General features: G+C 52.1%; 23 protein-coding genes and 1 other annotated feature (1 of these 24 cut by a window edge). Of the genes, 9 read left to right on the top strand and 14 right to left on the bottom strand.

What is annotated here, in order from left to right; all coding sequences use genetic code 11:
* Positions 1-127: 127 nt before the first annotated feature.
* From pdeR to osmB, 4 genes are all read left to right on the top strand, one after another.
* Positions 128-2,110: a cyclic di-GMP phosphodiesterase gene (gene pdeR, locus NAZ64_RS00740; RefSeq protein WP_076936412.1), complete on the top strand. Its 1,983-nt coding sequence runs from the start codon at positions 128-130 to the stop codon at positions 2,108-2,110.
* A gap of 121 nt (positions 2,111-2,231) precedes the next feature.
* A complete protein-coding gene (locus NAZ64_RS00735) occupies positions 2,232-2,411 on the top strand; it encodes a YciZ family protein (RefSeq protein WP_001279854.1) in 180 nt (59 codons plus the stop codon).
* 86 nt (positions 2,412-2,497) lie between these two features.
* Positions 2,498-3,250, top strand: coding sequence for a DNA-binding transcriptional regulator YciT (yciT, locus tag NAZ64_RS00730; protein ID WP_001088594.1), 753 nt, complete (start codon positions 2,498-2,500; stop codon positions 3,248-3,250).
* 258 nt (positions 3,251-3,508) lie between these two features.
* Positions 3,509-3,727 (top strand): osmotically-inducible lipoprotein OsmB, encoded by a 219-nt coding sequence (gene osmB / locus NAZ64_RS00725; protein WP_000481166.1) that lies wholly within the window; start codon positions 3,509-3,511, stop codon positions 3,725-3,727.
* A gap of 119 nt (positions 3,728-3,846) precedes the next feature.
* Here the strand turns inward: osmB and yciH are convergent, their stop codons facing one another.
* The 5 genes from yciH to pgpB all read right to left on the bottom strand — a co-directional run bounded on the left by yciH (position 3,847) and on the right by pgpB (position 7,499).
* Positions 3,847-4,173, bottom strand: a complete 327-nt coding sequence (gene yciH, locus NAZ64_RS00720; protein ID WP_483640841.1) for a stress response translation initiation inhibitor YciH — start codon at positions 4,171-4,173, stop codon at positions 3,847-3,849.
* A complete protein-coding gene (gene pyrF, locus NAZ64_RS00715) occupies positions 4,173-4,910 on the bottom strand; it encodes an orotidine-5'-phosphate decarboxylase (protein ID WP_134944755.1) in 738 nt (245 codons plus the stop codon). Before pyrF ends, yciH begins: the two co-directional genes overlap by 1 nt.
* 190 nt (positions 4,911-5,100) lie before the next feature.
* Positions 5,101-6,270 (bottom strand): lipopolysaccharide assembly protein LapB, encoded by a 1,170-nt coding sequence (lapB, locus tag NAZ64_RS00710; RefSeq protein ID WP_000891378.1) that lies wholly within the window; start codon positions 6,268-6,270, stop codon positions 5,101-5,103.
* 6 nt (positions 6,271-6,276) lie between these two features.
* Positions 6,277-6,585 (bottom strand): LapA family protein, encoded by a 309-nt coding sequence (locus tag NAZ64_RS00705; protein ID WP_000876301.1) that lies wholly within the window; start codon positions 6,583-6,585, stop codon positions 6,277-6,279.
* 149 nt (positions 6,586-6,734) lie between these two features.
* Positions 6,735-7,499, bottom strand: coding sequence for a phosphatidylglycerophosphatase B (gene pgpB, locus NAZ64_RS00700; RefSeq protein ID WP_000948636.1), 765 nt, complete (start codon positions 7,497-7,499; stop codon positions 6,735-6,737).
* Positions 7,500-7,694: 195 nt separating this feature from the next.
* On the opposite strand from pgpB, the gene ribA reads away from it, so the two are divergent.
* A complete protein-coding gene (ribA, locus tag NAZ64_RS00695; RefSeq protein ID WP_001176284.1) occupies positions 7,695-8,285 on the top strand; it encodes a GTP cyclohydrolase II in 591 nt (196 codons plus the stop codon).
* Positions 8,286-8,340: 55 nt separating this feature from the next.
* Here ribA and acnA read toward each other — a convergent pair whose 3' ends face one another.
* From acnA to topA, 5 genes are all read right to left on the bottom strand, one after another.
* Positions 8,341-11,016: an aconitate hydratase AcnA gene (gene acnA, locus NAZ64_RS00690; RefSeq protein ID WP_000099475.1), complete on the bottom strand. Its 2,676-nt coding sequence runs from the start codon at positions 11,014-11,016 to the stop codon at positions 8,341-8,343.
* A gap of 182 nt (positions 11,017-11,198) precedes the next feature.
* Positions 11,199-11,291, bottom strand: coding sequence for a small membrane protein YmiC (gene ymiC, locus NAZ64_RS00685; protein WP_223148964.1), 93 nt, complete (start codon positions 11,289-11,291; stop codon positions 11,199-11,201).
* 280 nt (positions 11,292-11,571) lie between these two features.
* On the bottom strand, positions 11,572-11,712 hold the full coding sequence (locus NAZ64_RS00680) for a YmiA family putative membrane protein (protein WP_213083417.1): 141 nt from the start codon (positions 11,710-11,712) through the stop codon (positions 11,572-11,574).
* A gap of 280 nt (positions 11,713-11,992) precedes the next feature.
* Positions 11,993-12,967, bottom strand: a complete 975-nt coding sequence (gene cysB / locus NAZ64_RS00675) for an HTH-type transcriptional regulator CysB (protein WP_079785504.1) — start codon at positions 12,965-12,967, stop codon at positions 11,993-11,995.
* 404 nt (positions 12,968-13,371) lie between these two features.
* Entirely contained in the window at positions 13,372-15,969 is a 2,598-nt protein-coding gene (gene topA, locus NAZ64_RS00670; RefSeq protein WP_000513593.1) for a type I DNA topoisomerase, read from the bottom strand.
* A gap of 402 nt (positions 15,970-16,371) precedes the next feature.
* On the opposite strand from topA, the gene NAZ64_RS00665 reads away from it, so the two are divergent.
* Entirely contained in the window at positions 16,372-16,623 is a 252-nt protein-coding gene (locus tag NAZ64_RS00665) for a YciN family protein (RefSeq protein WP_000548616.1), read from the top strand.
* A 41-nt stretch (positions 16,624-16,664) separates the two neighbouring features.
* On the opposite strand, the gene sohB is transcribed toward NAZ64_RS00665, so the two are convergent.
* Entirely contained in the window at positions 16,665-17,711 is a 1,047-nt protein-coding gene (gene sohB, locus NAZ64_RS00660) for a protease SohB (RefSeq protein ID WP_000422082.1), read from the bottom strand.
* Positions 17,712-17,948: 237 nt separating this feature from the next.
* On the opposite strand from sohB, the gene NAZ64_RS00655 reads away from it, so the two are divergent.
* Both NAZ64_RS00655 and cobO read left to right on the top strand, forming a co-directional pair.
* Positions 17,949-18,710, top strand: coding sequence for a YciK family oxidoreductase (locus tag NAZ64_RS00655; protein ID WP_000559309.1), 762 nt, complete (start codon positions 17,949-17,951; stop codon positions 18,708-18,710).
* Complete coding sequence (gene cobO / locus NAZ64_RS00650) at positions 18,707-19,297, top strand: cob(I)yrinic acid a,c-diamide adenosyltransferase (protein ID WP_001278862.1); 591 nt, start codon at positions 18,707-18,709, stop codon at positions 19,295-19,297. The genes NAZ64_RS00655 and cobO overlap by 4 nt, the downstream gene beginning before the upstream one ends.
* 86 nt (positions 19,298-19,383) lie before the next feature.
* On the opposite strand, the gene rluB is transcribed toward cobO, so the two are convergent.
* The 3 genes from rluB to rnm form a co-directional block, all read right to left on the bottom strand.
* Complete coding sequence (gene rluB, locus NAZ64_RS00645; RefSeq protein WP_001291233.1) at positions 19,384-20,259, bottom strand: 23S rRNA pseudouridine(2605) synthase RluB; 876 nt, start codon at positions 20,257-20,259, stop codon at positions 19,384-19,386.
* A gap of 100 nt (positions 20,260-20,359) precedes the next feature.
* Positions 20,360-20,980, bottom strand: coding sequence for an L-threonylcarbamoyladenylate synthase (locus NAZ64_RS00640; RefSeq protein ID WP_000077250.1), 621 nt, complete (start codon positions 20,978-20,980; stop codon positions 20,360-20,362).
* A 7-nt stretch (positions 20,981-20,987) separates the two neighbouring features.
* Positions 20,988-21,869 carry an RNase RNM gene (rnm, locus tag NAZ64_RS00635; protein ID WP_000500448.1) on the bottom strand — a complete coding sequence of 294 codons (882 nt, stop codon included), beginning with the start codon at positions 21,867-21,869 and terminating at the stop codon, positions 20,988-20,990.
* 121 nt (positions 21,870-21,990) lie between these two features.
* On the opposite strand from rnm, the gene trpL reads away from it, so the two are divergent.
* Positions 21,991-22,035, top strand: coding sequence for a trp operon leader peptide (trpL, locus tag NAZ64_RS00630; protein ID WP_010989026.1), 45 nt, complete (start codon positions 21,991-21,993; stop codon positions 22,033-22,035).
* Positions 22,012-22,102 (top strand) — a sequence feature (Trp leader region); it runs 5 nt beyond the window's last position. (Overlaps the previous gene by 24 nt.)

The raw sequence follows: 22,102 nt of genomic DNA, 5'->3' as shown, positions 1-22,102 counted from the left end.
CTTTTTCCAGAATCTGGATTACATATGAATATATAGATAAAACAATACGTTCAGCCATAATTACCCTTATTTATAACATGGCTAACCTTTCTTTTCGGGCACCTGGCGCTTAAATGGGATGGTACGCATGATGAAACAGATTCAGGAACAAACGGCGCTAAGTTCCCTTCACTCTCACTGGCGTCTGGCTGATGACCACAACGTGCTGTATCTCTCCCCGACAGGTGAAACGGATACAGAAAAAACGGTCGAGCTATCGCCGGAGCAAGCCGGGCGTATCCGGGAAATAACGGCGATTACGTCCAGTCTGCTGATAACGTTGTTGATAGAAAAACAGGTTACCGCTGTGCACCTGGTAGGCCGTAAGATTAATAACCGTGAATGGGCTGGCAGCCTGGCAACCTGGCCTGATACGCCTGCCGTCGCGCCAACGCAGGCGCAGGAACTCTCTTTTGCCGAGCAAATCGTATCAGAAGCCAACTCAGTCATTGCGATACTGGATAGTCGGGGAAAAATCTGTCGATTTAATCGGTTATGCGAAGAGTACACAGGCTTAAAAGAGCAAGATGTAATTGGTCAAAGCGTCTTTAAATTATTTATGAGTCGCCGGGAGGCGGTTGCCTCCCGGCACTACATTGAGAATTTTTTTCGCAATGGCAATGCCTATGAAATCGAACGCTGGATAAAGACCCGTAAAGGCCAACGCCTGTTCTTATTTCGTAATAAATTCATCCATAACGGTAGCGGAAAAAACGAAATTTTCCTGATCTGCGCAGGCACGGATATCACCGAAGAAAGGCGGGCTCAGGAGCGTTTACGCATACTGGCGAATACAGATACCGTCACCGGCCTGCCCAATCGCAATGCTATTCATGAATTTATTGATCATGCTATTGCCTCGGCTGGCGAGTCGCAGGTGGGTATCGTTTATCTCGATCTGGATAACTTCAAGAAAATTAATGACGCCTATGGGCATATGTTTGGCGATCAGCTCTTACAGGCCGTTTCGCTGGCGCTGTTGAGTTGTCTGGAGGAAGATCAATTGCTGGCCAGACTGGGGGGAGATGAATTCATTGTCCTCGCTGCCCATACGTCTCAGGCCGCGCTGGAAGCAGTAGCCTCACGAATCCTTACCCGTCTGCGGCAACCGTTTCGTATTGGACTCATTGAAGTTTACACGGGATGCGCCATTGGCATTTCGTTGGCCCCCCGGCACGGACAGGACAGCGAAAGTCTCATTCGCACTGCCGACACCGCAATGTATAACGCCAAAGAAGGCGGCCGCGGTCAGTTCTGCGTTTTTTCGCCGGAAATGAATCAGCGCGTATTTGACTATCACTGGCTGGATACAAACCTACGAAAAGCGCTGGAAAACGACCAGTTACTTATTCACTATCAGCCCAAAATTACCTGGCGCGGCGAAGTACGTAGCCTGGAAGCGCTGGTACGCTGGCAATCGCCGGAACGCGGATTAATTCCGCCGCTGGAGTTCATCTCATACGCCGAAGAGTCAGGACTCATCGTCCCGCTGGGCCGCTGGGTGATTCTGGATGTGGTTCGCCAGATTGCGAAATGGCGCGATAAAGGGATTAACTTGCGCGTAGCCGTTAACTTTTCGGCGCGACAACTGGCCGACCAGACGCTTTTTACTGCGCTTAAACAGGCTTTGTACGATCTGAATTTTGAGTATTGCCCGATCGATGTCGAGCTAACGGAAAGTTGCCTGATCGAAAACGACACGCTGGCGCTATCGGTTATCCAGCAATTTAGTCAGCTCGGCGCCCAGATTCATCTGGATGATTTTGGCACCGGGTATTCTTCGCTTTCTCAACTCGCCCGGTTCCCTATTGATGCCGTTAAACTGGATCAGGCTTTCGTCAGAGATATCCATAAGCAACCGCTGTCGCAATCTCTGGTTCGGGCGATTGTCGCGGTGGCTCAGGCGCTAAATTTACAAGTGATTGCCGAAGGCGTAGAAAATGCTAAAGAAGATGCCTTCCTGACAAAAAACGGCGTCAATGAACGACAGGGCTTTTTATTCGCCAAACCTATGCCCGCCGTTTCTTTTGAACGCTGGTACAAACGTTATCAGACGAAAAAAATGCGTTAATGGCGGCGATAATAGGGAGAACAGCCTGTGTAGACAGGCATAGCCCTATTTTTCCCTTCTCTTTTCAGATTAATTTCTGCATCATGAATTGAAACCTTTTCTGACATTAAGGATGACAAACATGTCTGATATCGAAGCACAACGAATTGCCGCACGCATTGATACCGTGCTGGATATCCTTGTTGCTGGCGATTACCACTCGGCCATCAATAACCTTGAAATATTGAGAGCAGAGCTGTTAGATCAGGTTAAAGACGGTATCTCGCCATCCCAGGCTCCCGGGTCGCCCTGGGAAATCTGATAGCGATTATTTGTCCGGGATGGCCGTTAGCCCTTCCCGGCTCTCTGACTGTCTGTTGACTCCTCTTAACGTATAAAATTAATACTATGAACTCCCGACAACAATCAATTTTGCAAATGGTGGTTGATAAAGGCCAGATGAGCGTTGCTGAACTGGCGAAAATTACCGGCGTATCTGAAGTCACGATTCGTCAGGATCTGAATACCCTGGAAAAGCAGAGCTATTTACGCCGTGCGCACGGTTTCGCCGTTTCGCTTGAGAGCGATGACGTAGAGACTCGCATGATGACGAACTACACGTTAAAACGCCGACTGGCGGAGTTCGCCGCCTCGCTGGTCAGTCCAGGGGAATCCGTTTTTATTGAAAATGGCAGCAGCAATGCGCTATTGGCCCGGACGCTGGCGGAACAAAAAGATGTCACGATCATCACCGTGAGCAGTTATATCGCGCACCTGCTCAAAGAGACCCCTTGCGAAGTCATTCTCCTCGGTGGAATCTATCAGAAAAAAAGTGAAAGCATGGTAGGGCCGTTGACGCGACAGTTTATCCATCAAGTGCATTTCAGCAAAGCATTTATCGGTATTGATGGCTGGCAGGCTGATACCGGCTTTACCGGACGCGATATGATGCGATCGGATGTGGTTAACGCTGTTCTGGAAAAAGGCTCAGAAGCGATTGTCCTCACCGACAGCTCCAAATTTGGCTGTGTGCATCCCTATCCCCTGGGCCCGCTCTCTCGCTTCCATCGTGTCATTACGGATTCCAGAATTTCCGCCAGCGATCAAATGCAGTTAGAACATGCAGGGCTGCTAGTCAATGTTATTGGCTCATCCGTTTAAAATATTTCCCGATGGTTTGCCCTATGGCAAATCATCCTCTCTCTAAGACTTTTCTGACATCCCAATTAAGACTATTTACCTGTTGTAACGAGCGTAACGTCGTAAAATTAATATTAGCGAAATAACAGGAAGTGACTATCACCTGCGTGATATACCCCTGCGCAATCAGGTTTTACGGAAAATCTCTTAACAGGTTTTATTTTAACTATAGTTATAGTGAGCTTAATTCCGTGAATCGTTAATTCAGGAGAGAGTATTATGTTTATGACGAGCAAAAAAATGGCCGCTGCTGTGCTGGCAATCACCGTAGCAATGTCTCTGAGCGCCTGCTCAAACTGGTCCAAGCGCGATCGCAACACGGCTATTGGCGCAGGTGCGGGGGCGTTAGGCGGCGCAGTGTTAACGGACGGCAGTACATTAGGCACCCTGGGCGGCGCGGCGGTCGGCGGCGTGATTGGTCACCAGGTTGGAAAATAATCCAGACGTTTAAATATTGAACGGCTCAAAATAATACGTTTATTCTTTTCAGGTCTGGATTACAAAAATAGACAAAGTTGACTTTTACGCCACGGTAATTTACAACCGTGGCGTTTTCATTAGCCGCCAGCTAATTTTACTTTCATTCCTTTAGCTTCCAGCAATGATTTTATCAAGTCGCGTTTATCACCCTGAATTTCAATAATCCCTTCTTTTACTGCCCCGCCACAGCCGCATTTTTCCTTCAGTTCAGCCGCCAGTTTGGTTAATTCCGCATCATTCATCTCGATACCGGTAATCAAACATACGCCTTTACCCTTACGGCCACTGGTTTGACGCTGAATGCGAACGATACCATCCCCTTTGGGACGAACTGGTGCCGTTTTAGGTTCTTCAATGCGCCCCGTCTGTGTTGAATAAACCAGACGACTATTGGAATCGCTCATTATGCCTCCCGTTTCAGTGACGCGTTAATATCCTTCAGCGTTTGCGCCGGATCTACCGATTGCGTAACCGGGCGGCCAATCACCATATAGTCGACGCCGGCGGATAATGCCTGTTCGGGCGTCATAATGCGTCGCTGGTCGCCTGCCTCGCTGCCTGCGGGCCGAATGCCCGGCGTCACCAGCTTAAATGCAGCGCCAAAGGCCTGTTTAAATCTGACCGCTTCCTGAGCGGAACAGACCACGCCATCCAGCCCGCATTGCTGCGTCAGGCGCGCCAGCCGCTCCGCATGTTCCGCCGGTGACAACGTCACGCCCAGATCGCGCAGATCGCTGGTTTCCATACTGGTCAACACGGTCACGGCAATGAGCAACGGCGCATCTTTACCGAATGGCACCAGCGCGTCGCGCGCTGCGGCCATCATTCTCGCCCCGCCAGACGCATGAACGTTTACCATCCAGACGCCCAGGTCTGCCGCTGCAGCGACTGCCCGGGCCGTGGTGTTGGGAATATCATGAAATTTTAGATCAAGAAAGACATCAAACCCACGTTGCTGGAGATCCCGAACGAGCTGTGGACCAAACAGCGTGAACATCTCTTTGCCCACTTTTAAGCGACAATCGCGAGGATCGATTTTATCGACAAACGCCAGGGCTTTATCGCGTTCATGGTAATCCAACGCCACAACGACAGGCGATTCAGTAATAGCGCAGGAAGAAGATGAAGCAGTAAACGTCATGACCAGACCTTCTTGATGATGGGCACCGGAAGTGGCGCAAATTGGATAAACGGCGTGCATTCTACCTGCGGCGCAGGGAAATTAACAGGTTCGATTGATAACCTGATAAGCCTTGCCTGCCGATGCCAGCGTCGTTTCTAGCTTTACGTCATTTAGCATGTTGTAACTAAAGTGAAGCTTTTTTTATATACTACTGCCCATCAAGTCCGCGAATAGGTTTAATGGTCGACCATGCCCGGCAGGACGGACAGTGCCAGTACAAGGTATAGGCGGTAAAACCGCATTTCTGACAACGATACCGCGGTTTACTGCGCACCTGCTCGCCAACCATATCACGCAGTACCATCAGGCTTTCTTTCGCTCGCCCTTCTTCCGCCTCGTTGAGATGGTAATCCATCAGCTTATGGAACACCCGCATGGTAGGATGTCGCTGTAGCTGACGCGTGATATAGACTTGAGCTGCGTCACTACCTTCACGCGCTTCCAGAATATCGGCAAGCATTAACTCAGCGCCAGCACCGGTATTCTCCTCAACGGCGCGACGTAAAAACTCCGCCCACTCGGCATTTTTACCGAGCTGTTGATAACAGGTTTGCAGCATCTCCAGCGTTTCGCTGACCAGCTCTTTATCCTGAACGATCACACGTTGCAGGCTTTCGACCGCTTTGGCGTAATCCCCTCTCGCCATATAAACGCGACCCATCATGATAGACACCCGGGCGCTATTTTTATCTGCGGCGGCACCTTTTTTCAGCAACGCCATCGCGCGATCCATATCGTCGTTGCCCATCTGCTGTAACGCTAACTCACAGTAAAAATGGGCGATTTCGATACGCTGTTTATCTTTGCCCAGTTTCACCAGCCGTTCTGCTACTTCGATCGCCTTTTGCCAGTCGCTGGTTAGCTGATAGATTTGCAAGAGCTGCTGTAACGCGCCTACGCGAAATTCCGTTTCGTCGGTAAGTTGGTTAAACATATCTTCCGCGCGGTCATATAAACCGGCGGCCATATAGTCGCGCCCCAGTTGCTGAACAGCCAGTAAACGCTGTTCATAGGTCAATGAAGCGCTTTCCATGAGCGTTTGATGAATACGAATGGCGCGATCGACTTCGCCGCGAGAGCGAAACAGATTACCGAGAGTGAGATGAGCCTCAACGGTGCCCGTATCCTCTTTAAGCATATCGAGGAACAGATCCACCGCTTTATCTTGTTGGTTACTCAGCAGGAAGTTAACCCCTGCGACATAATCGCGCGACAGGCGGTTAGCTTCATCCTGTTTTGTTTGTTGCGCACTTCTGCGACCCATATACCACCCATAGGCAGCGGCTACAGGCAACAGCAGAAATAACAACTCCAACATAAATGATTATTCCTTTACAACCGACGAATCGGCAGGGACCGCAACGTCGGTTGCTGGCGAGAGCTTGTTTTCCAGTCGTTTAATTTTACGCTCAGCGCGGGCAAGGGAAACGCGGACCCGCAGCCAGAACAGGCCGCAAATCAGCCAGCCAATCGCAAAACCGACGGCGAACAACACAGCAAGCAACGTGGAGATACGATACTCCCCTTGCGCCAGCAGGTAGTTAAACGTCACCTGTTGATCATTCTGCGCGCCCAGCGTCACCGAAATAACAAAAATCGCCAATACCAGTAAGAAAATGAGTAAATATTTCACATTACTTCCCGTTATGTGGTTTGCGCGAATAAATCGTGTCCAACTTACCGCATCCAGCCTTCTAAATTACCATTTTCCCGCCTCGCGCGAAATGGAAATGCGCCCGCCATCAGATGATTTAAGGGCAATAGTCAGAAAATCAACCGTTGTCAGCTTTCCTGCTCGCGTTCAGCAATTTCTTGCGCTTCTTCACGAGGCGGCATAAGCGGCCCGCAAATTCGCTGCGCCAGCCAGGTCGCCAGGGTAACTAATAGCCAGGAGATGAGCGTGGCGACCACTAAATCTCGCGGCCAGTGCATTCCCAGAAGCAAACGGCTGCCCATTACGCCGGTCGCCCAGACTAACAAAAACGCGATGGTGAAAGTCCGTCTGCGCGGCCATAACAGACCCACGGCCAAAAGCGCCCAGCTCGCTGCAAACATGGTGTGTCCGGAGGGAAACGCAAAGCCCGTCTCTTTTTGCCAGTGCTGACGCAGGAAAACGGGGATGTTCTGTTGCCCGGCCAACTGCTCTTTCACTAAATGTCCGCGTTCTGTACGCTTTAAAGTGTAGAACTCATCGACGGGAATATGGTGCGTTTTTTCAAGCCAGACCACAAATGGCCGCGGCTCCTGTACGCGCTCCTTTACCCATGACTTCACGCCCTGCCCGACGATAATCGCCCCACCGAGAATCGCAAACAGCATAATGGCGGCGCGCAGGCGAAATCGCAGGCACCATAAGAACCATCCACAAAGAATCACATGCGTGATAACGCCCCAGGGTTTGGTCACGGTTTCCGTTATCCAGAATAGCGTTTTTAGCCACCAGACCTGATGTCCTGGCTGCCACTGCCAGCCTGATACCCATACGGCAAGCGGCATGATAAGCAACAGGGCGGCTCCTGCCGCGGTGCGCTTCGCAATTGAAAGCATGGATGCTCCTTTTATAAGTAAGTATCACAATCATAACTGAAAATTCTCGCCGGACTGGAAAATTGACAAATTTGTGCCATTCCTGAGCAATTACGTGGTAGTGATTAGGTGATGTCCGCCGCCTTATGGCAAAATAGCGGGATACAAGCCAACAGGCGACGACACCGCAGGCGTCAGCATAATCTGGAGAAATACATGCAGCTTAAACGTGTGGCAGAAGCCAAACTGCCAACCCCATTGGGTGACTTTCTGATGGTGGGATTTGAAGAACTGGCAACCGGACACGACCATGCCGCGCTGGTTTTTGGCGATATTTCAGGTAAAACGCCGGTCTTGGCTCGCGTTCATTCCGAATGTCTTACCGGGGACGCGCTTTTTAGTCTGCGCTGTGATTGTGGTTTTCAACTGGAAGCCGCGCTGACGCATATTGCGGAAGAAGGACGCGGTATTCTGATTTACCACCGTCAGGAAGGCCGCAATATCGGCCTGCTTAATAAAATTCGCGCTTATGCGTTACAGGATCAAGGCTATGACACGGTGGAGGCCAATCATCAGCTCGGCTTTGCCGCCGATGAGCGTGATTTCACCCTGTGCGCGGATATGTTCAAATTACTGGGCGTGGATGAAGTTCGCCTGCTGACCAATAATCCGAAGAAAGTCGAAATACTGACCGAGGCGGGAATTAATATCGTGGAACGCGTTCCGCTCATTGTGGGTCGTAATCCAAATAATGAGCATTATCTCGATACTAAAGCGGCCAAAATGGGCCACCTGCTAAGCAAATAAGCCACCGGTATTAAAGCGCGGGCCTGCCTGTTTACGGCAGGCCCGATAAACGGCTTTAGTTCAGCATATTTCTAATGACATAGTGCAATATGCCGTCATTCTGGTAGTAAGTCAGCTCGGTGGCGGTATCAATGCGACAGCGACAAGGCACCGTTTCTTTGCTGCCGTCCGATCTCGTTAACGTCACCGGAATGGTCGCGCCAGGGCGCAGGTTTTGCAGATCCGCGATATCAATCACCTCTTCCCCGGTCAGTCCCAGCGTTTTACGCGTTACGCCCTGTGGAAACTCCAGCGGCAGGATCCCCATCCCAATCAGGTTTGAACGATGGATACGTTCGAACGACTCGGCGATCACCACGCGAATACCTAACAGCCGAGGACCTTTTGCCGCCCAGTCACGGCTCGATCCCGACCCATACTCTTTCCCGGCAATTACCGCCAGCGGCGTTTTTTCCTGCTGGTAGAGCATCGCGGCATCATAAATCGACATCGCTTCCGTACCCGGCAAATGCCGCGTCATCCCACCTTCGACGCCGGGCAGCATTTCGTTGCGAATACGAATATTGGCGAACGTACCACGCATCATCACTTCATGGTTGCCGCGCCGTGATCCATAGGAGTTAAAATCCTTCCGCTCAACGCCGTGGTTTTGCAGATAACGTCCGGCGGGACTGTCCGGCTTGATACTGCCGGCCGGAGAAATATGGTCGGTCGTTACCGAATCCCCCAGCATCGCCAGGATACGCGCGCCGTGGATATCTTTGACTGGCGCAGGCTGGGCCTGCATTTCATCAAAGAAAGGCGACAGGCGAATATAGGTTGAATCCGACTGCCAGCCGTAGGTATCGGACGATTCAACCTGAATCGATTTCCATTCTTCCGTGCCCTCAAACACTTCCGCATACTCTTTACGGAACATATCCGATGATACCAGTTCAACGGCGCGGGCAATTTCCTGCGCTGAAGGCCAGATATCCTTCAGGTATACCGGATCGCCTTTACGATCGTACCCCAGCGGGTCTGTCGCGAGGTTAATATTCATGTTTCCGGCCAGCGCATACGCGACCACCAGCGGCGGCGACGCCAGCCAGTTCGTTTTCACCAGCGGATGGATACGCCCTTCAAAATTTCGGTTACCGGAAAGCACGGCCCCTACCGTCAGATCGCCTTTTTTAATCGCGGTCTCAATAGGCTCCGGCAACGGACCGGAGTTCCCGATACAGGTCGTACAGCCATAACCGACCAGGTTAAAACCGAGCTCATCCAGATAAGGCGTAAGTTTGGCCTGCGCCAGATAGTCAGATACCACTTTTGACCCCGGCGCCAGAGAAGCCTTGACCCACGGTTGACGCTTCAACCCCAGCGTTACTGCTTTTTTCGCCAGTAATCCCGCCGCCATCAGCACGCTGGGATTCGAGGTATTCGTGCAGGAGGTGATGGCGGCAATGACGACAGCGCCATCCGGAAGCTGATATGGCTGTCCGTTCATCGTATAGTCAACCGGCTGGCGATCTCTTTGCGCGGTATTCAGCTCCAGCTCGGCGCTGGCGGCAAAGGCTTTCGGCACATCGCCTAACGCCACGCGATCCTGTGGGCGTTTCGGCCCGGCCAGGCTGGCCTCGACATCGCCCATATCCAGTTCCAGCGTACTGGTAAATACTGGTTCATCACCGGGATTGCGCCACATTCCCTGCGCCTTCGCGTAGGTTTCAACCAGCTCGACCAGATCGTCGCTACGTCCGCTTAATCGCATATATTCCAGGGTGATGGCGTCAATAGGGAAGAAACCACAGGTTGCGCCATATTCCGGCGACATATTAGCGATGGTCGCGCGATCCGCCAACGGCAGCGAATCCAGACCATCACCATAAAATTCAACAAATTTACCCACGACGCCATGCTTACGCAGCATTTGCGTGACGGTGAGCACCAGGTCAGTGGCGGTGATCCCCTCCCGAAGCTTACCGGTTAACTTAAAGCCGACGACATCCGGGATAAGCATCGACACGGGCTGACCAAGCATCGCCGCTTCCGCTTCGATACCGCCCACGCCCCACCCCAATACGCCCAGACCATTAATCATGGTCGTATGGGAGTCAGTCCCCACCAGCGAGTCCGGGTAAGCAATCCACTCCCCGTCCTGTAATTCGCTCCAGACGGCTTTACCCAGGTATTCCAGGTTAACCTGATGGCAAATGCCGGTTCCGGGCGGCACCACGCTGAAACGGCTGAATGCCTGCTTTCCCCATTTCAGGAACATATAACGCTCATGGTTACGTTCCATTTCCAGCCGCACGTTTTCTTCAAACGCATCGTCATCGCCGAAATGATCGACCGTCACAGAGTGGTCAATAACCAGATCAACCGGCGATAACGGGTTCACTTTCGACGTATCGCCGCCGAGGCGTTTAACGGCTTCACGCATCGCCGCCAGGTCGACAACGGCAGGCACGCCGGTAAAGTCCTGCATCAGGACACGGGCGGGCCGCCAGGCAATTTCACGATCGGCATGGGCATTTTTAAGCCAACCGGCCAGCGCCTGAATATCTTCATCAGTCACAGATTCGCCGTCCTGCCAGCGCAACAGGTTTTCCAGTAACACTTTAAGTGATTTGGGCAAACGGGCGATATCGCCCAGGGATTTGGCAGCCAGCGGCAGACTGTAGTAATGATACGTTTTATCTTTGGCCTGCAATGTATCCTTACTGGCTTCTCGTAGGGTTGACGACATAGCTCCTCCTTAAATGACAGGGTTGCGTTACCCTGATTCTCCACAGGGTTGTATTAAAGATAACACAAACAAAATGTAACGTTTTGATAACAACCCAAATTGCTAAAAGAGGAGAAACCTAACAGGCGAGGAGCGAAGATGAAAAAGCCCGATAAATAGCGCATTATCGGGCTTTGACGAGATTAGACGGCAATCCAGATTAACTCGGCCCAGAACAGTAGCGATAATATAAACGCGCCAGTCCATGACCAATACTTTATATTTGAAGTTAACATAGGCGACACCAACTGTGTTTAATCAATACTGAGAGGCGCTCAGCACACGGTTGCTGCGGTGTAATAAGACAGCGTTAATAAAACAATAACGCCAATAAAAAGACGGATATTATTTTTGTGACACCTCATCAGCAAAAGCATCAATAAATGCCCGCTGCTGCGGTGTGAGCGTCCAGTGTTGCGGAACAGACCGAAAAACGGTCGTATTCGGGGTGTTATCATCGTCACAAGATTGAATCGGGGGCGCGACCACGCGCTCGCGTTCCGACGTAATGCTCACTTAGCCCCACCAATGCCAGATAACAAGCGCTACCACTACCCAGAACAGCGCAGAACCCACAAAAACCGCCAGCCATGCTTTACGTTTGAGCTCAGGGTCGCGGCGCGGTTCCTGGTTTTCAGAAGGCATTACTAACCTCATGCTATCGGTATCACTTATCATTTCAGCACCAAACAATCGGTACAATTAATCATCAGATGAGACAAATCCTAAATAAACTTTAGTCAAAAATCCAGTCAATTTACGAATCGTTGCCAGTGAATAAATCAATCTTTTGACTCAAGATAACTATTTGGAAAAAGAAACTGGCGGGACGGGTAATTCAACACTATTTTGCTGATCATTACCCGTAATACTTTGAGGGATATTGCAAAAAGCGGCTTTGTCTGCCATGCCACTACGACGCAAACCGACGGTGCTATTACTTTTCAGGCAGCTTTATATCCTGAAACATCGCTTCAATTTCTTCATTAGAACGCAACGCCACCGCCGTATCCACCACATCACGCGTCAGATGCGGCGCAAAACGCTGGATAAAATCATACATATAACTGCGTAAAAAAGTACTACGGCGAAAACCAATTTTTGTGGTGCTGTGGCTAAAAATATCGTGCGCGTCAATCCGCACTAAATCAGGATCGGCAAGCGGATCTACCGCCATGCTGGCAATGACGCCAACGCCCAGCCCCAACCTGACATAGGTTTTAATCACATCCGCATCGGTTGCAGTAAAGACGATCCGCGGCGTTAATCCTGCGCGATTAAAAGCGGTATCCAGTTCGGAACGCCCGGTAAAGCCGAAGGTATACGTCACCAGCGGATACTGCGCCAGCGCTTCAATCGTTACGGAAGACGTTGCCGCCAATGGATGATCCGGCGTCACCACTATCGAACGGTTCCAGTGGTAGCATGGCAACATCACCAGATCGTCATATAAATGCAGCGCTTCCGTGGCAATCGCGAAATCGGCGTTCCCTTTCGATACCGCTTCCGCAATCTGCGTTGGCGCCCCCTGGTGCATATGCAGCGAAACGCGCGGATAACGCTCGATGAAGCCTTTAATCACGCCTGGCAATGCGTAACGCGCCTGAGTATGGGTAGTCGCAATATAGAGCGAGCCTTTATCCGGCCAGGTGTGCTCGCCGGCGACCGACTTAATGGCATCGACTTTGGAAAGCACCTCACGCGCAATACGAATAATCTCCTGTCCTGCAGGCGTCACCTGAGTCAGATGCTTACCGCTGCGGGCGAAAATCTGGATGCCAAGCTCATCTTCCAGCATCCTAACCTGCTTGCTGATCCCCGGCTGGGAAGTATACAACCCCTCAGCGGTAGAGGAGACGTTAAGGTTATGATTAACCACTTCAACAATGTAACGAAGCTGCTGCAATTTCATAATACATCATCCAGATTAGCGCCATCAGGCCATCGTTTATCTGCAGACTTAATCGGGCTGCTAATACGATTTAATAATAAAAAAGGTGTTAACTATAACCACTATATCATTTATATCTGAACTGTATAGCCGACGCGATAAAATAATAAGACCGCTCTACCCAAAATAATTCGAGTGCTTAAAGGCGGCAAGAGAGTGAGTCCCCAGGAGCATAAGGTGACTGAGATGAGCGACAAATCTGCCGGGAGCAGATTTGAACGTCGCGTGCGACGGCCCGTCAGGGCGAGGCCCATGGACGGGCCGAGTAATCCGTAGCCAACACATAAGCCACTTGAAGTATGAAGGGGATATAAAAAAAGGGCCGCTTACGCGGCCCGCTTGACTACAGTGGCGACAGGCAGGGGTTATTTCTTGCCTTCAACCCACTTGCCGTCGACGAAGAACGCTGACCATCCCGTCGCCTTCCCGTCTTTTTCCGCCGCAACGTACTGCTGTTTTGTTTTGCGGCTAAAGCGAACAACGGTTTTATTACCTTCCGGATCCTGCTGCGGCGCATCCGCCAGATAACGCAGTTTTTCCGGCAGGCGATCGCGGAACCGGTAAAGCTCCTCGACTAATGGCGCGCGCGTTTCGCGTGATTTCGGGAACGTATTGGCCGCCAGGAATATCCCTGCGGCGCCATCGCGCAGCACAAAGTACGCGTCCGATTTTTCACACGGCAGTTCCGGCAATGGAACAGGATCTTCCTTCGGCGGCGCAACTTCGCCATTACGCAAGATCTTACGGGTATTTTTACATTCGTCGTTAGTACAGGCCATGTACTTACCAAAACGCCCCATTTTCAGGTGCATTTCGGAACCACATTTCTCACACTCAACGATCGGGCCGTCATACCCTTTGATGCGGAACTCGCCTTCTTCAATCTCGTAGCCGTCACAGGTCGGGTTATTACCACATACATGCAATTTACGCTTCGGATCGATCAGATAGCTGTCCATCGCCGTACCGCACTTCTGACAGCGACGCTTGGCGCGCAGGGCGTTGGTTTCGGCATCGTCGCCTTCCAGCACGTTCAGAACTTCATTTTCCGGCACCAGGTTAATGGTCGTTTTACAACGCTCTTTCGGCGAAAGCGCATAACCTGAACATCCAAGGAAAACCCCCGTACTGGCAGTACGAATTCCCATTTTACGGCCACAGGTTGGACAGTCGATGCTGGTCAGCACCATCTGGTTAGGGCGCATCCCCCCTTCTTCCGGATCTTTCTCGGCTTTATCGAGCTGCTGAGTAAAATCGCTGAAGAAGTTATCCAGTACCGCTTTCCACTCGGCCTGGTGATTTGCAACCTGATCCAGACTATCTTCCATCTGCGCGGTAAAATCGTAGTTCATCAATTCGCGGAAGTTTTCTTCCAGCCGATCGGTGACGATTTCACCCATTTTTTCCGCATAGAAACGACGGTTTTCAACGCGAACATAGCCGCGATCCTGAATGGTCGAGATAATCGACGCATAGGTAGACGGACGACCAATACCGCGCTTCTCAAGCTCTTTAACCAGAGAAGCCTCGCTAAACCGGGCTGGCGGTTTAGTAAAGTGCTGAGCAGGCGTCAATTCAAGTAGCGTCAGCGCATCGCCCTTATTCACGGCAGGCAAGGTGCGATCTTCATCGCCTTTACGCAGCGCCGGCATCACTTTTGTCCAGCCGTCAAAGCGCAAAATACGCCCACGCGCTTTCAGGCGGAACTCGCCTGCGCCAACGGTAAGCGTAGTAGAGTCATATTGTGCTGGCGTCATCTGACAGGCGACAAACTGACGCCAAATTAGTTGATACAACTTCTGCGCGTCAGCCTCCATGTCTTTCAGCGACTCCGCCATGACAGCAACGTCAGAAGGACGGATCGCTTCGTGCGCTTCCTGAGAGTTTTCTTTGCTGGCGTACTGGTTCGGGTTATCCGGCAGGTATTTCTTGCCGAAATTATCGCCAATATAACCACGCACCATGTTGACCGCATCCTGACTCAGGTTGGTGGAGTCTGTACGCATATAGGTGATGTAGCCCGCCTCATACAGACGCTGCGCCATCATCATGGTTTTCTTCACGCCAAAGCCCAGCCGGGTGCTGGCCGCCTGTTGTAGCGTGGAGGTGATAAACGGCGCGCCAGGTTTGCTGCTGGTCGGTTTGTCTTCACGCTCCAGTACGCTATAGCGCGCTTTTTCCAACAAGCTGACGGCGGCAAGCGTCTGCTCACGATTTACCGGCCGGAATGGCTTGTCGTTCTGATGCGTGACCTGTAGCGGTAGCGCCTCGCCAGACGGCGTCGTCGTATTAGCGTCAATTTCCCAGAACTCTTCCGGAACAAACGCTTTAATCTCGCGCTCGCGTTCAACGACCAGACGGACCGCGACAGACTGAACGCGACCTGCCGACAAACCACGGGCGATCTTTTTCCACAGCAACGGCGAGACCATATAGCCTACCACGCGATCCATAAAGCGGCGCGCTTGCTGGGCGTTGACCCTGTTAATGTTCAGCTCGCCCGGCTGTTCAAACGCCTGGCGAATGGCATTTTTGGTTATTTCGTTAAAGACTACGCGACTGTAGCGCGCGTCATCGCCGCCGATCACTTCCCGCAGGTGCCATGCAATGGCTTCCCCTTCGCGGTCAAGGTCGGTTGCGAGATAGATGTGGTCGGCTTTTTCCGCCAACTGTTTCAGTTCAGAGACGACCTTCTCTTTACCGGGCAGCACTTCATAGTGCGCATCCCAGTTGTGCCACGGGTCAACCCCCATACGGTTGACGAGAGCGCCACGTTCATCCTTTTTGGGCTTTTTAGCCGTTTTGGTGGAGGTAGAGTCGGCGCTCTTTTTAGCTGCTGAGCCACTGGTCGGCAAATCACGGATATGACCCACGCTGGATTTCACCACGTAGTCATTACCCAGATACTTGTTGATCGTTTTGGCTTTTGCCGGGGACTCAACGATGACAAGAGCTTTACCCATATTCACCTTTACCTAAGTTGATTCTTCCAGGAATGCGTCGCACGTTGATTCACCTTCCACTGGCGACGAGACAACGATATATGGTCTCTGCGTCTGCGGATATCAACCCCTTGTACTGGCTTTGTGTACGAAATGTAACCCTCAGGTGACTGAGTTAACAGGCTTTTTTGCACACACGCGCTATAGCACGACGGAATTTTGGTCGAATGTCAAGCAATTCTGTTGCCAGATTGACGAAAGCGTCACACTGTACCTGATAAAATTCGATACGCAACTTTATTAGCATGCAAAAACAAATCTTGCCAGTGAACGCAACATGACAAATCCATCAATTTCCTGTGAGAATATTTGCCCATCAGAAGTGCTCAGCGTAGACTAATCTCCTTGTTTAAGGAGTAAAAAATGCATAAAGAGACGCAACCTATCGATCGCGAAACACTGTTGCTTGAAGCCAACAAAATTATTCGGGAACATGAAGACACGATGGCAGGTATTGTCGCCACCGGCGTAACGCAGAGAAATGGCGTGCTGGTTTTCAGCGGCGATTACTTTTTAGACGAGCAAGGGTTACCGACCCCTAAAAGCACCGCGGTGTTTAACATGTTTAAACACCTGGCGCATGTGCTGTCTGAGAAGTATCACCTGGTGGATTAATCCATGCCGGATGGCGCTGAATGCCATCCGGCAATAGCGGTTTACATCAATGGCTTTTGTCCACGCTGCCACCAGCGCAGCAGTAGCCGATCCGCGCTTTCCGCCGCGCTGCCGGTAACACGATCGATCAGTTTTTTACGCTGCATATAGCGCACATTCAGCACCTCACGCCCTTCCATTAGGCCGAGGATAACCTCATCGCTGGTGTTAATCTCATCAACCAGTCCTTTCTCCAGCGCCTGCTGACCGTACCAGTGTTCGCCCGTGGCGACCTGTTCAATGTCCAGAGCCGGACGCATCCGCTGCACAAACTCTTTGAACAGATGGTGCGTTTCGTTGAGATCTTCACGAAACTTCTGCCGCCCTTCTTCCGTATTCTCGCCTAACAATGTCAGGGTACGTTTGTACTGCCCTGCGGTATGCAGTTCAATATCAATGTCTTTACTTTTGAGAAAGCGGTTAAAGTTCGGGATTTGCGCGACAACACCAATTGACCCCACAATAGCGAACGGCGCCGCGATAATTTTTTCCGCCACGCAGGCCATCATGTAGCCTCCGCTTGCCGCGACTTTATCCACCGTCACGGTCAGCGGAATATTTTTATCGCGCAGGCGCTGCAATTGCGATGCCGCCAGGCCATAGCCATGCACAACGCCACCGGGGCTTTCCAGACGCACAACCGCCCGATCGCCGGGTTTCGCCACTGCCAGCACCGCCGTGACCTCTTCGCGTAACGCATTAACTTCGTGAGCATCCATACTGCCTTTGAAATCTATCACCCATACACGCGGTTTGTCCGATGTCGCAATGTCCCCCAGCTTCGCTTTCGCTTTGGCGGCTTTCGCCTCCTGCTTATGCTTTTTTTTCTGCGCTTTATGCCACAGTTTTTGCTGATGGCCATCCATCAACGCCGCAGCAAGGTCATCCTTCATCTCCTGATACTGCTCGCTCAAATTGGTCACGCGCAGCTCGCCGCGCTGACGTTTGCGTTGCGTAGCATTCACGATCAGCAGCACAATGACGGCAATGGCCACCACAACGGTGACGATTTTTGCCAAAAATAAGCCATATTCAGACAACAATTCCACGACTCCCACCTTGATTAAATAACGCGACTTGCGCTCAGTGTACAACAGGCATCGAAGTCAGTCTCTCTTCATCCGTATGCCTGTTGAGGAAGAAAAAGTATGACAAGACGTTCATTTTACGGCGTTATCGCCCCTGTCTGATTGAAAAAAAAGGCGCTTTCAGGCATAAACCCGAAAAGTTAACGCGAAGATAAGACAACCTGGCAGGACGGTGCACCACGCCGTTGAGGAGTAGCCATGCATTACCAACCGAAACAAGATCTATTGCAAAACCGCATTATTCTGGTCACTGGCGCCAGCGATGGCATTGGGCGGGAAGCCGCGCTCACGTATGCGCGTTACGGCGCAACGGTGATTCTGCTGGGACGCAACGAAGAGAAACTGCGTCGGGTCGCGCAGCACATTGCTGACGAGCAACATGTTCAACCACAGTGGTTTACGCTTGATCTACTGACCTGCACCGCTGAAGAGTGCCGGCAAGTGGCCGATCGCATCGCCGCGCACTATCCCCGCCTGGATGGCGTCCTGCACAATGCCGGGTTACTGGGGGAAATCGGTCCAATGAGCGAACAAGATCCGCAGATCTGGCAGGATGTCATGCAGGTAAACGTTAACGCCACCTTTATGCTCACCCAGGCGCTGTTACCGTTATTATTGAAGTCCGATGCCGGCTCGCTGGTCTTTACGTCATCAAGCGTTGGCCGTCAGGGGCGCGCCAACTGGGGCGCCTATGCCACCTCGAAGTTTGCTACTGAAGGAATGATGCAGGTGCTGGCGGACGAATACCAGAACCGTTCTCTGCGTGTTAACTGCATTAACCCGGGCGGCACGCGCACCGGTATGCGCGCCAGCGCCTTTCCGACGGAAGATCCACAGAAATTAAAAACGCCTGCCGATATTATGCCGCTTTACCTGTGGCTTATGGGCGACGACAGTCGCCGTAAAACCGGTATGACCTTTGACGCCCAACCGGGCCGTAAACCAGGAATCGCCCAATGAGTGATGAACGTTATCAGCAGCGCCAGCAGAAGGTAAAAGATCGGGTTGACGCCCGTGTCGCCCAGGCACAGGAAGAGCGCGGTATTATTATCGTGTTTACTGGCAATGGTAAGGGCAAAACCACGGCGGCTTTCGGGACTGCCGCCCGCGCCGTAGGACACGGTAAAAACGTAGGCGTGGTGCAATTTATTAAGGGCACCTGGCCCAACGGCGAGCGTAATCTGCTGGAACCGCATGGCGTCGAATTTCAGGTGATGGCAACGGGATTTACCTGGGAGACGCAAAATCGCGAGGCAGACACCGCAGCATGTATGGCCGTTTGGCAGCATGGGAAACGGATGCTGGCCGATCCGCGGCTTGATATGGTGGTACTGGATGAGCTGACCTATATGGTGGCGTATGACTATTTGCCGCTGGAAGAGGTCATAAGCGCGCTAAACGCGCGCCCTGGTCACCAGACGGTGATTATTACAGGTCGCGGCTGTCACCGGGATATTCTTGATCTTGCGGATACCGTCAGCGAACTGCGTCCGGTTAAACATGCTTTCGACGCGGGCGTAAAAGCCCAGATGGGAATTGATTATTAACCGTAGGCCGGATTAAGGCGTTTGCGCCGCCATCCGGCACAAACCCTCTTGTCTGATGATTCTCGGCCTATAAACCGCGGTAGAGATTACCCGTTGTTATTACGCCCACCGGAGCGGCGTCCGCCAGCTATCTGGCTGTGGCGTTTTACCGCCCGACGGATCTGGTTCGCTTTCATACGACGACGGTCTTTTTCGACGGCAACCTTCGACGAGGTTTCCGGCGGGAGCTCTACCAGACCACGCAGATAGTTCGTTTGCGCGAGGTCGAGCTCAGTCCAGCCGCCGCGCGGCAGGCCTTTCGGCAGCGGGATATCGCCGTAACGAACGCGGATCAGACGGCTGACCTGAACGCCTACCGCTTCCCACAGTCGGCGAACTTCGCGGTTGCGCCCTTCCGTCAGCGTCACGTTATACCACTGGTTAATGCCTTCGCCGCCGCTGAATTTAATGGTCTTAAATGCCGCCGGGCCATCTTCCAACTGTACGCCACGGCTTAAATCACGCAGTTTCGATTCATCCACCTGACCGAACACGCGCACGGCATATTCACGTTCAACTTCACGGCTAGGATGCATCAGGCGGTTCGCCAGTTCACCGTCGGTGGTAAACAACAATAGCCCGCAGGTGTTGACATCCAGACGTCCTACCGCAATCCACCGCGCGCCGCGCAGTTTCGGTAAGCGATCAAAAACGGTTGGCCGCCCTTCAGGGTCATTGCGGGTACACAGTTCACCTTCTGGTTTGTAATAGGCCAGAACGCGGCAAATTTGTTCCGCCGACTCTTTCACCGAAATCAGGTGACCGTCGATACGGATTTTCAAACCGGGAGTGACTTCAACACGATCGCCAAGCGTGGCGATTTTACCGTCAACGCTGACACGTCCCGCTTCAATAATGGATTCGATTTCACGGCGAGAGCCGTGGCCAGCGCGCGCCAGCACTTTTTGTAACTTTTCGCTCATAGAGCTTCCTTCAGGTGTCGCCTTCACAGGCGTCGAACAGGAGAATGAACGGCGCGTTGCCGCGCCATTTTAAGGCCGCGTAGTATACAGGCTTACACCCTTATAAGAAAGGTGTAACGTCGCCGACGCCTTCGCGCAGCACCACCGGGGAGTCATTGGTCAAATCGATTACCGTGGTAGGCTGTTGACCGAGGTAACCGCCGTGGATGATCAGATCCACCTGCTTCTCCAGCCGATCTTTAATCTCCTCCGGGTCCGACTCGGTAAAATCGCTGCCAGGCAGCATCAACGACGTCGAGAGCATTGGTTCGCCCAGCGTATCCAATAACGCCAGCGCAATCGGGTTTGACGGTACGCGCAGGCCGATAGTTTTACGCTTTTCCTGCAACAGACGGCGCGGCACCTCTTTTGTTCCCTTCAGGATAAAGGTGTAGTTACCCGGCGTATTGTTTTTCATCAGACGAAACGCCACGTTGTCGACGTAGGAGTAGGTCGACAACTCGGACAAATCGCGGCACATCAGCGTGAAGTTGTGGCCGTCCGGCAGATGACGGATGCGGCAAATGCGCTCCATTGCGCCTTTGTCTTCAATTTTACAACCAAGGGCATAGCCGGAATCGGTTGGATAAACAATAACACCGCCTTTACGCACAATGTCGACGGCCTGATTAATCAGCCGTTGCTGTGGGTTATCCGGATGGATATAAAAAAACTGGCTCATACTTCCCTCACTGTGATATTTGCGGCTGTTCCCATGTCTGCCATACGCCTTCAACGCCAGCGGGCAGCCAGAGTTTACGCCCCAACTCAATCCACGGGCAGGGCTGATGGAAATCAGATCCAAGCGATGCCCATAAATGATGCTGACGCGCAAGCGTTGCCAGTTGGGTGCGTTCATTGGGCGATTGTTGGCACTGCGCCACTTCCATCGCGTCGCCGTGATGGTCGGCAAAATGCGCCACTAATCTTTTCAGCCACTTAGCGCTAAGGTCGTAGCGTCCCGGATGGGCCAACACCGCCTTACCGCCAGAATGATGAATGACATCAATAGCTTGTTCTATTGTACACCACTGCGGCGGAACGTAACCGGTTTTCCCACGCGCGAGATATTTTTTAAAAACATCCGCCATGGTCGCGGCTTTGCCGCACTCCACCAGAAAGCGGGCGAAGTGGCCGCGCGTCACCGCGCCGCCATTGGCCAGTCTCAATGCCCCTTCCCACGCGCCGGGAATATGGGCTTTTTCCAGACGCTCCGCAATGAGCCGACCACGCGCCTGACGCCGCTGTGTCTGCTGCGCCAGAAAATCGCGCATTGCCGGGTGCGCAATATCAATATTCAGACCCACAATGTGAATCTCATGATTCTCCCAGACCGTTGAAATCTCCACGCCGGGAATAAGATTCAGGGCCAGCCCGGAACGTGAAATTTCTTCTCTTGCCGCAGGAATCGCGGCTGTGGTGTCATGATCGGTAATCGCCAGCGTGCCGACTCGCATCTCTACCGCACGGTGTACTAATGTTTCTGGCGTCAACAGTCCATCGGACGCCGTGGTATGACTGTGCAGATCGTAAATCACTGCGTAATTCGTGTCGCTCAAGGCGGCTCCCATAGAGATAAAGGTATGTCATGTACATCATAACGGTTCCGGCAAATATACTGAAATAGGTGTTGACATTATTCCATCGAACTAGTTAACTAGTACGAAAGTTCACATGAAGAGGGTATCTAAAATGGCAGCGACATTTGCATTACACGGTTGGTGGCGCACTTCCTGATAGCGGGCGGTGTATGAACAGCTGTAATCAGCCAAACGATACCCGGCCCGCCTGTTAAGCGGGCTTT

The organism is Salmonella sp. A1325 (genome assembly GCF_056991255.1).
This window is presented reverse-complemented; position numbering and strand designations above follow the sequence as displayed.